Source organism: Sulfitobacter pacificus, from assembly GCF_030159975.1.
In the GTDB taxonomy this organism is placed as follows: Bacteria; Pseudomonadota; Alphaproteobacteria; order Rhodobacterales; family Rhodobacteraceae; genus Sulfitobacter; species Sulfitobacter pacificus.
The window spans coordinates 1709003-1721045 of the sequence record NZ_BSNL01000001.1 but is presented as its reverse complement, the minus strand read 5'-3'; the positions used below and the strand labels follow the sequence as shown (position 1 = coordinate 1721045).

The following is a 12043-nucleotide window of genomic DNA, read 5'->3' as shown; positions in this document are numbered from 1 at the left end:
ACGGGTGGGGCTGCTCCGAATCCAGTTGGGGACGCACACTATGTAGGAGGATTAATCTCCAGTGTCACCCCGAAGCAGGGCATATGTAAAATTTGTATGAAACGCTCCTGTCGCATTGAGGCGGGGGAGACAGGATTACGCCCGCCGCCGCCCACTGTCCTTGCCCGGCTGATCGCCGATGTCCTGGCTACGCTTCTGGTTTCCTGATTTTGTCGCATCTTCAAGACAGTATCCGGGCAGGGAGAACCGTACCATCGCACCGGACTGGATGGGTAAATTTTGCGCCTTCAACGTGCCGCCGCGTGCAGAGATCAGCCGTTTTACTGCAAACAGGCCATATCCGCTTTCTGCGCGAAACTGACTGTTGTTCATCACCTTCAAGGCATCTGATGAAAAACCCATGCCATTGTCGGTAAGCGTCACTTCCAGCATGCCCGGATCACCCTGACGCACGTCAATTTTGATTTTCATCTTGTCGCGGTGCCCGTGTTTCAGAGCATTCTCAATCATATTGCAGAGGGCGATTTGCATGACCGTGCGATCAGTGCTGAGTGTGGACATGGAGCTTGTGACAGTGTGAACCTGCGTGGGATCAAGTGTCGCGCAGATGTCATTGCACAGTGTGGCAAAGTTAAAGACCGTATGCGGGTTTCGCTCGGCGGCGACCTCTACATGCTGCAATACTTCGGTCACCAGATCCATGGTTTTTGCGGCGATCCGTTCCAGCGTTTCCAGCAGTTCAATATTGCCGATGTCCTGTTCTGCCAGATCGTCGCGCAGTAACCCGGCAATGGCGGAAATCTGACGCATGGGCGCGCGCAGATCATGGGCTGCCATGGCAACAAACTGCTCCATCTCGGTGGCAAGGGTGTTGAACTGAACCTTAGCTTCCTGAGCGTTTTGCTCTGGTGTCAGATCGGTGGAGCAGCCGACAAGACGGGTAACCTTACCTTCATCATCCAGGTCGGGGCATAAAGTGGTTCGAAAGCTGCGAGGCATGCCGGCAACGGGCAGATCCAGCTGATACGACGTCGATACACCGCTGTCGCGCACACCACAGTGAAAGGCATAGGCGGTTCGTCCATAGGCATGGGGGTAGATTTCCTGCGCCGTGCGGCCCAGAAAATCTGAAATCGGACGGCCGGATTTGCGAAGCGCATAGTCGTTGATCGCAGCGTAAACCGGTTCACCTGCATCGTTGATGTGAAGGACAAAAACGGGTGCCGAAATCAGGTCAAAATCGCCATATGAATGCTGAGAAGTCACCAGGTACTCCTTATCGGTGACCTGAGTCATAGTTCAGCTTAGTTAACGAAATATTACCGTCGCCCCGAAAACCGCCTTTTCGGAAAGGTTTTGCGTCCTGTGGGTTACTCGCCGCAGGCCCCGACAAGTGCTTCGTAGCGGGTGGTGATCCAACCCAGGGCCGCTTCGGGGTTTTGTTCTTCGATCTGGCCGGTGAAGCGTGAAAACACCACGGCAGAGCGGCTTTCGTCAACAATGGTAAATTGTTGGCCGGTGATCACGGTTTTGTAGACAAAGAAGGCAATGGCCACCAGCAATACGCCACGCGCCACCCCGAAGATAAATCCAAGACCTTGATCCAGCCCGCCGAACACCGAACGCTGCACAAGGGATGAAAACAGCGGGGTGAACAAAGAGACCACAATCAACGCGATGGCAAAGACGATGGCGAAGGCACCGATGATCGACAATTCGCAGCTGTCGGCCAGAAATTCACCAACCACAGGGAGTTCGCGCACCAAGGGTTCGACACGCGGGGCAAACAGAAAGGCGAGGATCGCGGCGGCAACCCAGCCCACAATCGCCATGCCTTCGCGGACAAGGCCACGGCCATAGGCCAGCAGGGCAGAAAGGATGATGACCAGCGCCACCACGCCGTCAATAATCGTAAAACCTTCCATCTTTTTCCTGCCTTTTACCCGAGTGACGCGTTATCCCGCGCCGAAAATTTCACCAACAAACCCGGTCAGATCGCTCATTGTATTCAGCGATATGCCGGACGCAGCTGCGGTTTTGCCACCTGCAGGCGCGATAGCGCTGGTAAAACCAAGTTTTTGCGCTTCTTTCAACCTATTTTCGGTCTGGGTGGCCGGTCTTAGGGCACCAGACAGGCTGATTTCACCAAAAACCACCGTTTCTGCGGGCAAAGCCGCATCTTCGCGGGCACTGAGTAAAGCAGCGGCGACCGCAAGATCGGCGGCAGGTTCCGAGATTTTCATGCCACCGGCCACGTTCAGATAGACATCAAGCCCGGCAAAAGGGATGCCACACCGCGCCTCAAGCACGGCCAAAATCATCGCAAGGCGGCCCGAATCCCAGCCAACCACCGTGCGTCGCGCCTGTGAATGGGGCGAAGGGGCAACAAGTGCTTGTAATTCGACCAGCACAGGCCGGGTGCCTTCGATCCCGGCAAATACCACAGATCCGGCGGCGGGCTGGCCGCGTTCAGACAGGAACAGGGCAGAGGGGTTGGTCACTTCGGCCAGACCTTTACCGGTCATTTCAAACACGCCAATTTCATCCGCAGGGCCAAAGCGGTTTTTCACTGAACGCAGGATGCGGAACTGATGGCCGCGCTCACCTTCAAAATATAGCACTGTGTCGACCATATGTTCGACAACCCTTGGCCCGGCGATGGCACCTTCCTTGGTGACATGGCCAACAAGGACCACCGAAGTACCGGTGCGTTTGGCGAAGGCGGTCAATTCATGGCTGGCGGCGCGCACCTGAGAGACGGAACCGGGGGCGCTTTCAACGTTATCTGCCCACATGGTCTGGATCGAATCGATGATCGCCAGCTGCGGGCGTTTCTTGTCCAGTGTGGTCAGGATGTCGCGCAGATTGGTTTCGGCGGCCAGTTGCACTGGGGCGTCCGACAGGCCAAGCCGCTGCGCGCGCATGCGCACCTGCGCTGAGGCCTCTTCACCCGAGACATAGATGGTTTTCAAACCGGCTTTGGCAAAATGTGCGGCGGCCTGTAACAGAAGTGTGGATTTCCCGATTCCAGGATCGCCGCCCACAAGGATTGCAGAGGCGGGAACAAGCCCTCCACCCAGCACCCGATCCAGTTCGGTAATGCCGGAGTGGCTGCGCGGGGGCGGGGCCTCCTCGGTGGAAAGGTCGGTCAGCTGTACTGCAGATCCCCGCCGTGCCCCCAGTGATTTGCTGGGTGGACCGGCAGAGATGCCCTTGTCTTCCTGAATGGTGTTCCAATCGCCACAGCCGTCACAACGGCCGGACCATTTGGTGAAACTGGCACCACAAGCGGTGCAGGAGAATGTCTTGACGGGTTTTGCCATGGCGCTGTTGTGGCCCAGCGGGCGGGGGGCGTCAAAGGGAAAAGCAGCACAGGCGACGCTGCTTTCTTTGGGGGAAAGCGGTCAGAAACTCAGAAAGTTTCTGCTATGTTACTCTGCCGCCTTGGGCTGCAAACCCACCACTGTATTGTCCAGCGCGGTCTGATCCGATTTCAGTCGGCTTTCCAGGCCCAGTTCCGGCAGGATCTCCTGCATTTCGGCGCGCAGCCGGTCCAGCTGCGCCACGGCTACGCTTTCTTCCAGCTCGACTTCATGCACCCAGTGTTTGAGGTCCGTGGTGATAGCCTTGGCCTGATCAAGCCGGGTGTTGAACAGGGCGATTTCCTGCTGGCGTTCTTTCAGAAAACTGCGGGCGCGGGCGATTTTTTCATCTGAGTAGACTTCAGCCAACTCACGGCTGAGGTGGCTCATCTGGGCGGCAACTTCCAACAAGGCCGGTTCAAGCGTGGAAAGATCAGGATGGTCGCGCAGATAGGCCAGCCGCTCGCGCACCGCGTCAAACTCCGAACTCAGCCGGAAGGTTTCCGCGCGATCCGCCGCATGCACGGCAGCATAGGCCCGGGCGACATCCTGCATCCCGATTGAAAACTGACGGTGAGAGTTTTCCAAGGTCATGATACGGCGGTTGGACGGCAGAAAGAAACACAGCCCGGTGGCCAAAAGGGTCAGACCAATCTGCACGTACATCCCGGCGTTTTCCACCGGCTGTCCCCGATATTGCAGCGGGAGATCAATCCAGGACCAAAACCCCAAAGCCGCCATGGCGCTGGCCACAAGAAGGGCCAATGCGCCGAGCACAAAAACGAGAAATGCAAGACGTTGCATCATGAACTGGATAAAATACGCAATCGCGCGAACCGTAGACAAAGACATTCCCCCCGGAAGCATCTATCGGCAAGTTTATGCCCAAAACGAAGATTTTGCATAAAAAAAGTCGAAAAAAGGGCGTAAATCACGAAAACTTGCTACAAATATCACATTCTGGCTGCGGCGCGTTTCCTATTCTTCGTCAATCGGTGTGGTCTCTTGGGATTGTTGCGTTTTCCAGCTGATCCAGAGCGAGGCCAGAATGCAGGCCGTGAACAGATACAGCCCCCAAGCGACCTCAATGCGGCCCAATCCGATGCCTCTGGACAGGGTGATATAGAGGGCGATCAGAAAGACATCTGCCATCGCTAGCTTACCCAGAACCTGAAGGACGGGCAGGGCGGCGGGCTTTAGCAACTCGAAATGCACCAGCGTCAACGCGATGGTTTTCAGATAGGGTGCAAAAAGCGCAAACAGGGTGACAACCAGCGCCAGAAAGATGTCCGAGGACCATAGTGATTGCAGCCCGGTCAGCACAGAGATTTCGCTAAGTGAGAACAGTGGCAACAACCCTGCGCGCATCAAAGGGGCCCACCATGCAATCGGGTAGAGCACCAGCAGGCTTAGGTTCAGGAGAACAACTGCCGGGCCGGCGCGGCTCACGTCAGATACACGCGATCATGGCGTGCGCCCAGCGAAGTGAGAATTTCATAACCGATGGTTCCGGCAAACCCTGCCACGGTGTCGACAGATTGATGTAGTCCGATCAGTTGCAGATGTTCGGGGACTTGCGACAGGCGGCTGATGTCGACGGTGATCATATCCATGGAGACCCGCCCGATGATCGGCACGGGTTGTCCGTCAAAGGTCAATGTCGCCCCGTTCCCCATGGCGCGGATCAGCCCATCTGCATAGCCCGCTGCAATTGTCGCCACTCGGGTTTCGGATATGGCAACAAAGGCGTTGCCATATCCGACACTTTCGCCCGCTGCCACATCACGGATTTGGATCACCGGAATGTCCAGCGCCACCACCGGCGTGGCATCAATGAACGGCAATCCACCATAAAGCCCGACACCGGGGCGGGTGACGTCAAAATGGTATTTTTCCCCCAGAAGTATCCCCCCCGTCGCCGCAAGCGACCGGGGCACATCAAGCCCCTGTGTCATCTCGATAAAACTATCCAGCTGCATCTGGTTCATCACATGATCAGGTTCATCGGCACAGGCCAGATGGGACATGATCAACACCGGCTGCTGGGCCACTGCTATCTCGCGCACGGCGGACCATTCGCCGGGCTCCATTCCCAGACGGTTCATGCCGGTATCAAGCTGAATGCCAAAAGGATGGCCCGGCAAGGCTTCCACATGGGTCAGCAATTGATCGACCGAGTTGATCATCGGAGTCAGGTTGGCAGAGCGGATCATGTCCGAATCCCCGGCCATATGGCCCGAAAAGACACAGATGTCAGGACCGGCCCCAAGGACGCGGCGCAGGGCCACACCTTCTTCGGCGGCAGCCACAAAGAACCCGCGCGCGCCCGCCTTGGCCAATGCCGGACCAACCTTGGCGATGCCCAGTCCGTAAGCATCTGCCTTGATGACAGCGGCGGTTTCGCAGTTGGTCAGCTTGTTGAGGGCTTGCCAATTGGCGGCGATCGCCGTCAGGTCGATCGTCAGGGTCGCGGTTGTCATTGTGCAAAGGTCCTGTGGCAGTTGGTAACGGGCAGGCTCGGGGCGGGGCCAAACCTGTGCAAGGCTTACCCAAATCACGCAAAAGGGACAAGCAGGCCCAAGTGTTCTGTGCAAGGCAGCCATGCCGCGCCGCCAAAATGCCTGCGACGCCGATAGAGCTGATGTGATGTAACGTCACCGAAAGGATGCTTGCCCTGAGGTGATCCCCGCGCAAGGCTGCGGCCAACCTGAGGAGGAAAACATGCTGAAGACATCTTTGAAGAGGGCACCGCTTGCCGTGGCGCTTGGCCTTTCTGCAACCGCGGGCCTTGCTGAAAACCGCATTGATACCCAATTGCCCACCGCCCCTGAACTGGCCGCCTATGGGGCGCTGCCGGTTGGGGTGCGCCAGTTGGAAATGGTGAATCCCGGTCAGATCGACATTCTGTCCATTGATCCCGCAGCGGATAAACCGGCAGAGCTGCCGACCTATGACCGTCCGTTGACAGTGGAAATGTGGTACCCTGCGGCTGAAGGCGCGTCGGGGGACACCACATTCAAGGCCTATCTGCGCGATGGCACCACCGAGGTTTCCCTGACAGGCCGCGCCATGCGCGATGCCACCCCGGCAGAGGCGGCGGGCTATCCGCTGGTGCTGATCAGCCATGGCTATCCCGGTAACCGCTTCCTGCTGTCGCATCTGGCGGAAAACATCGCTTCAAAAGGGTATGTTGTGGCCTCGATTGATCACACTGACAGCACCTATCGCACGCAGGCGGCCTTTGGTTCTACGCTGGTGAACCGTTCGCTGGACCAGTTGTTTGTGCTGGAGGAAATGGCAAAGCTGGCCGCGGATGGTGGTGAGTTCGCTGGGTTATATGACGCGGATAACACTGGGCTGATCGGCTATTCCATGGGCGGTTATGGTGCAATCATCACGGCAGGTGGCGGTGTGACCGAGGCCTCTGTTGCCTATCCCTGGGGGGGACCGCATGGTACATTGGGCATCCATCAGGCCGGCAGCGAAACCCATAAGGCATTGCCGGACCCGCGGATCAAAACTGCCGTTGCCTTTGGTCCCTGGGGGATGAACACGGGGTTCTGGGACGCCAAGGGGCTGGCCGGTGTCGGCATCCCGATGTTGTTTATCGCAGGATCACAGGATTCCGTATCGCTCTATGAAAAAGGGGTGCGCGCGATCTGGGAAAACGCATCTGCGCTACCGCATGCGCTGTTGACCTTTGAAAACGGTGGTCACAACACGGCGGCCCCGATGCCTGCCCCTGCCGAAAGCTTCTATTTCAACGAAGACAAGGGGTTTGATATCTCGTCCCACTATACAGACCCGGTTTGGGACACGGTGCGCATGAACAATATCGCACAGCATTTTGTGACCGCCTGGCTGGATCGCGGGTTGAAAGCGGATGCCGACAAAGGGGCCTATCTGGAGTTGATCGAAAACTCCAACGATGGTGTCTGGTCAATGAATGAGGATGGCACACCCAAAGAAGACCACACTGCTTGGAAAGGCTTTGCTGAAGGCACGGCAATTGGCCTGCGCTATGAGGTTAAGTCGGTGGACTGATTTCACGCCCTTTGCACGGTCTCTTTTCAGTAAGGTGAGCTGTGCGACGCAAATCCATGAGATACCATGGCTTTCCAAAGCAAAACCTCTGCCCGGTCTGGGCAGAGGTTGTTTTTTGTCCTGTGGAGAAAATCAACCTGTGGTTAGAATTCCTGCTCGCCGCCGCCTTGCTGCCACGGCTTGGCAAGATTGCCAAAGCGGGTGAACCGGCCTTCGAAACTCAGCTCAACAGTGCCGATGGGGCCGTGACGCTGCTTGCCGATGACCACCTCGGCGCGGCCATGCAGGCGTTCCATTTCTTCTTGCCAGCGGGCCATCGCCTCCAGATCGTGATCACCGGGTTTTTCCCGTTCCTTATAATATTCCTCGCGGAACACGAACATCACCACATCCGCGTCCTGCTCAATCGATCCCGATTCACGCAGGTCCGACAGCTGCGGGCGCTTGTCCTCGCGGTTTTCCACCTGGCGTGACAGCTGGGACAGGGCGATGACAGGGATGTCCAGCTCCTTGGCGATGGCTTTCAGACCCATGGTAATTTCGGAAATCTCGTTTACCCGGTTGTCAGATTTGCCGGTGCCGCGCACCAGTTGCAGATAGTCTACGATCAACACATCCAACCCGTGGGTCCGTTTCAGACGCCGCGCACGGGCGGCCAATTGGCTGATTGGCAGGGCAGGCGTGTCATCAATATAAAGTGGGCAGGCTTCTAACGCCTTGGCTGCATCAACAAAGCGGCGGAATTCGGTTTCGGACATATCGCCCGACCGGATCTGATGTGACGGGATTTCGGCAGCTTCCGAAAGGATACGCGCGGCCAGCTGTTCGGCGCTCATTTCCAGCGAGTAGAACCCGACAACCCCGCCCTCGACGGCCCCTTCAGAGCCATCCGCAAGCCGCCCACGTTTGTAGGCTTTGGCAACGTTAAAGGCGATGTTTGTCGCAAGCGAGGTTTTCCCCATTGAGGGACGACCCGCGAGGATCAGCAAGTCAGACCTGTGCAAACCGCCCAGTTTGCCATCCATGTCGATCAGCCCGGTAGAAACACCAGACAGCCCACCATCACGTTGATAAGCCGTGTTGGCCACATTAACAGCGTCGGTTACTGCCTTGAGAAAACTTTGAAAACCGCTTTCTGTCTGGCCTTGCTCTGCCATCTTGTACAGCTCTTGTTCGGCTTCGACGATTTGTTCGCGGGGCTCGGAAGACACGTCAACCTGCGCCGCCTTGGCCGAAATATCGCGGCCCAGCTGGATCAGATCACGGCGCACCGCCAGATCATAGATCATCTGCGCATAGTCCCGTGCGGCAAAGGCGGAAATCGCCGCCCCGGCCAGGCGGGCAAGGTAGGCCGGGCCACCCAACTCCTTGAGCCCCTCGTCGTCTTCCATAAACGCCTTCAGCGTCACAGGAGAGGCAAGGTTGTTCTTGGCAATGCGTTGCGATGCGATGTCAAAAATGCGGGCATGCACGGGATCGTAGAAGTGCTTGGGGCCAATGATCGCGGCAATGCGGTCATAGATGTCGTTGTTGGTCAGGATTGCGCCCAGAAGCTGCTGCTCGGCCTCGATGGAGTGCGGCATCGTTTCCGGTGCCTGCACGGCAATATCATTCGCGTTCAGTGACGTGATTTCGTTCATTGGTTCACCCGTTTTCCCACGGCATCGTTTAAAGCGCGCGGTGCTGAGGCGCAAATTGTATGTTTTGTGGATAAGCCGCAAAACCCGCGACAGCTACAACATATTGCATGATTGTAGCTGCTCGCGTCAACATGGGGTGGTCACAAGGTGCTATTTTTTATGAGCGTCCTGCCATTCCCTCGGGGCATTCAGGAAGGCTTCGACCTCGTTCAGGGTGGCGGTGTCAAAGGAACCCTGCGCCTTGGCTTCGGCCAGAACATCCCACCATGTGCAAAGGCTGTGCAGTGCAACACCGTGATCGCCCAGCGTCTTTTCCGTCTGCGGGAAGATGCCGTAGTAAAAGATCACGGCGGTATGGGCGCAGGTAGCACCGGTGTCGCGGATCGCATCCACAAAGCTAAGTTTAGAACCGCCGTCGGTGGTCAGATCCTCCACCAGCAGCACACGCTGGCCCTCGGTCATATCCCCTTCGATGCGGGCGTTTTTACCGTAGCCCTTGGGCTTTTTGCGCACATAGGTCATCGGCAGGGCCATGCGTTCCGCGACCAAAGCGGCAAAAGGGATGCCAGCGGTTTCGCCACCTGCAATGTTGTCAAAGGCTTCAAAACCGGCGTTACGCATCACAGTGACGGTCAGGAAATCCATCAATGTGCTGCGGATACGCGGATAGCTGATCAGCTTGCGGCAATCCACATAGGTCGGGCTGGGCAGGCCGGAAGACAGGGTAAACGGGTCTTTGGAGTTGAAGTTGACCGCTTTGATCTCCAGCAGCATGCGGGCGGTAAGGCGGGCCATTTCGGCGGCGTCAGGGTAGCTGGAAGGGATCATGCATGTTCTCCGGGTGGTGAAGGCTTTTGCAAAAGCCTTGGGCAGTTTTCCTGAAAGAAAACGGCCCAGTTACGAAATAGACCAGTTCAGGGGCATATCGGGGTCAAAGACGGTGACAGGACCGTCTGGCGTGTCGATATGCGTTGGATAATCAGGCGCTTGCCGCGTCAGGGTGAGGGTGTCCTCATTCACCGGCAGGCGGTAATAAGTGGGACCATTGCGGCTGGTGAAAGCCTCAAGATGTTCCAGTGCGCCGTCCTGTTCAAAGACCTCGGCAAGGATCGACATGGTGTTCGTCGCGGTGAAACACCCCGCGCAGCCACAGGGCAGCAGTTTGTTGGCGTCGGTATGCGGAGCGGAATCGGTGCCAAGGAAAAACCGCGCATCGCCGGAGGTGGCGGCGGCGCGCAGGGCAAGGCGGTGGGCCTCGCGTTTGGCGACTGGCAGGCAATAATAATGCGGCTTGATCCCTCCGGCGAGGATATGGTTGCGGTTGATCACCAGATGATGCGTGGTGATGGTCGCGGCCAGATTTTGGGGCTGTGATTTCACATAATCGACAGCGTCGGCGGTGGTTATATGTTCCATGATCACCCGCAAATCGGGGTGTTTCCGGCGGATCGGGTCCAACACGCGGTCGATAAACACAGCTTCGCGGTCAAAGATATCGACATCTGCATCGGTGACTTCGCCATGGGTGCACAGCGGCAGGCCGATCTCTGCCATTTTTTCAAGGGTTTGTGCGACATTGTCAAAGTTGGACACGCCGCTGGCGGAATTGGTCGTTGCCCCCGCCGGGTAGAGTTTCACCGCATGGATCAGTCCGGCGGCATGGGCAGCTGCCACATCTGCGGGGTCGGTGTTCTCTGTCAGATAGAGGGTCATCAGCGGGGTAAAACCGCTGCCCTCGGGCAGGGCCGCGACAATCCGGTCGCGATATGCGCTGGCATCCGCCATGGTCACCACAGGCGGCACCAGATTTGGCATGATGATCGCACGGGCGAAATGGGCGGAGGTGTGAGGCAAAACCGCGCGCAGCATATCGCCGTCGCGCAGATGCAGGTGCCAGTCGTCAGGACGGCGGATCGTCAGTGTTTTTGTCATGGGTGCGGCGGTAGCACAGCTGCCTGCGCAGGACTAGTCCTGATCTGCGCTGTCATCTGCCGCGGCGTTGCGGGCTTCCTGAATTTTGCGCAGGGTAATCCTGAACCGGGGCGCGCGCATGCGCTCTGATACATTGGCACAAAGCATTTCAACCAGCTCGGTGCGACCCTCAGCTTCGAAACTGTCCAGCAGATTGCGCAGATAGGGGCGGTAGTCGCGGCGGGCGCGGTAAAGTTCGGCGAAAAACGCAGTGTTCAACTGATCTGTTGCCACGGCTTGCAACAGGGGTGCCCAGGTTCCCATTTCCAACAGATCGGTTTGCAGGGCATTGCCCATAAAACGCATGCGGAATTTATCAACATTGGGACGGGTGAACAGGGCGGCATGCATCGCGTCCAGCTGTTCGCGCGGGTCATAGATGACATAGGCATGTTCGGCCGCGTCCAGCATTTCTGGCGCGTAGCCATAGCGCGTGGTGAAATCCTGAGCCCTCATGTCGGTAAAGCGGTCGTCCCATTCGGTCACACGGGGATCAAGCGTGGCCTGCGGCTGAATGGCCAGCACCCGCGCGCCGGGCGAGGCGACAGAGAAAGCCGCCGCCGCATAGGCGCAGGGACCGGCACCGTAAAACACTACTGTGTCGAATTCGTCAAAAAAGCCGTCATCGATCAGCCGGTCGAAATATCCATAGACCGATTTGTCCCGAAACCAGGTGTCGCCATTGCTTGCCAGACACAGGTGCGACCAATCATGATCGCGCAGCATTTCCCAGCCCAAAGGCTGGCCCATATCCGACAGCGCATGCATGCCTTGCAAGGTCTCAAAGGTGACCAGAAGAGTGCTGCCCTTTTCGATAAATATCGCGTGATGACGGCGGCCAAGCGGTTCGAGATAACCGTCTTCGTCGACGATCTCTTCAACAGCAGCCAGCCATTCCCGCCGGGGCAGGTCGAGCAAGGAAGTCTCTAGTGTTGGCGTTTCATCTGTCATTGCCGCGTCCTCAAATCCACGTATCGCTTGTTTAGATGTGCGATTTGGATGCAGAACTACCAGTGTAATGCGGCA

General features: G+C 57.4%; 11 protein-coding genes. 1 reads left to right on the top strand and 10 read right to left on the bottom strand.

Going from position 1 to position 12043, the window contains the following annotated elements:
• Positions 1 to 135: 135 nt before the first annotated feature.
• From QQL78_RS08680 to alr, 6 genes are all read right to left on the bottom strand, one after another.
• On the bottom strand, positions 136 to 1266 hold the full coding sequence (locus tag QQL78_RS08680) for a PAS domain-containing sensor histidine kinase (protein WP_284372517.1): 1131 nt from the start codon (positions 1264 to 1266) through the stop codon (positions 136 to 138).
• Between the two features lie 104 nt (positions 1267 to 1370).
• The gene (locus tag QQL78_RS08675; protein ID WP_284372516.1) at positions 1371 to 1925 is read right to left on the bottom strand and encodes a CvpA family protein; all 555 of its coding nucleotides are present in this window, start codon (positions 1923 to 1925) and stop codon (positions 1371 to 1373) included.
• A gap of 30 nt (positions 1926 to 1955) precedes the next feature.
• On the bottom strand, positions 1956 to 3323 hold the full coding sequence (radA, locus tag QQL78_RS08670) for a DNA repair protein RadA (protein ID WP_284372514.1): 1368 nt from the start codon (positions 3321 to 3323) through the stop codon (positions 1956 to 1958).
• A gap of 108 nt (positions 3324 to 3431) precedes the next feature.
• Positions 3432 to 4214 carry a DNA repair protein gene (locus tag QQL78_RS08665; protein ID WP_284372513.1) on the bottom strand — a complete coding sequence of 261 codons (783 nt, stop codon included), beginning with the start codon at positions 4212 to 4214 and terminating at the stop codon, positions 3432 to 3434.
• Positions 4215 to 4340: 126 nt separating this feature from the next.
• Positions 4341 to 4811 carry a paraquat-inducible protein A gene (locus QQL78_RS08660; protein WP_284372511.1) on the bottom strand — a complete coding sequence of 157 codons (471 nt, stop codon included), beginning with the start codon at positions 4809 to 4811 and terminating at the stop codon, positions 4341 to 4343.
• Positions 4808 to 5842 (bottom strand): alanine racemase, encoded by a 1035-nt coding sequence (alr, locus tag QQL78_RS08655; protein ID WP_284372509.1) that lies wholly within the window; start codon positions 5840 to 5842, stop codon positions 4808 to 4810. The genes QQL78_RS08660 and alr overlap by 4 nt, the downstream gene beginning before the upstream one ends.
• Before the next feature lie 241 nt (positions 5843 to 6083).
• Between alr and QQL78_RS08650 the strand changes: the two genes are divergently transcribed.
• Complete coding sequence (locus QQL78_RS08650; protein WP_284372507.1) at positions 6084 to 7406, top strand: alpha/beta hydrolase family protein; 1323 nt, start codon at positions 6084 to 6086, stop codon at positions 7404 to 7406.
• 143 nt (positions 7407 to 7549) lie between these two features.
• On the opposite strand, the gene QQL78_RS08645 is transcribed toward QQL78_RS08650, so the two are convergent.
• The 4 genes from QQL78_RS08645 to QQL78_RS08630 form a co-directional block, all read right to left on the bottom strand.
• The gene (locus QQL78_RS08645) at positions 7550 to 9046 is read right to left on the bottom strand and encodes a replicative DNA helicase (protein ID WP_284372505.1); all 1497 of its coding nucleotides are present in this window, start codon (positions 9044 to 9046) and stop codon (positions 7550 to 7552) included.
• Positions 9047 to 9196: 150 nt separating this feature from the next.
• Positions 9197 to 9874 (bottom strand): orotate phosphoribosyltransferase, encoded by a 678-nt coding sequence (locus tag QQL78_RS08640; protein WP_284372503.1) that lies wholly within the window; start codon positions 9872 to 9874, stop codon positions 9197 to 9199.
• 69 nt (positions 9875 to 9943) lie between these two features.
• On the bottom strand, positions 9944 to 10978 hold the full coding sequence (gene pyrC, locus QQL78_RS08635; protein WP_284372501.1) for a dihydroorotase: 1035 nt from the start codon (positions 10976 to 10978) through the stop codon (positions 9944 to 9946).
• 33 nt (positions 10979 to 11011) lie between these two features.
• Complete coding sequence (locus tag QQL78_RS08630) at positions 11012 to 11968, bottom strand: phosphoadenosine phosphosulfate reductase (RefSeq protein ID WP_284372500.1); 957 nt, start codon at positions 11966 to 11968, stop codon at positions 11012 to 11014.
• Positions 11969 to 12043: the final 75 nt, after the last annotated feature.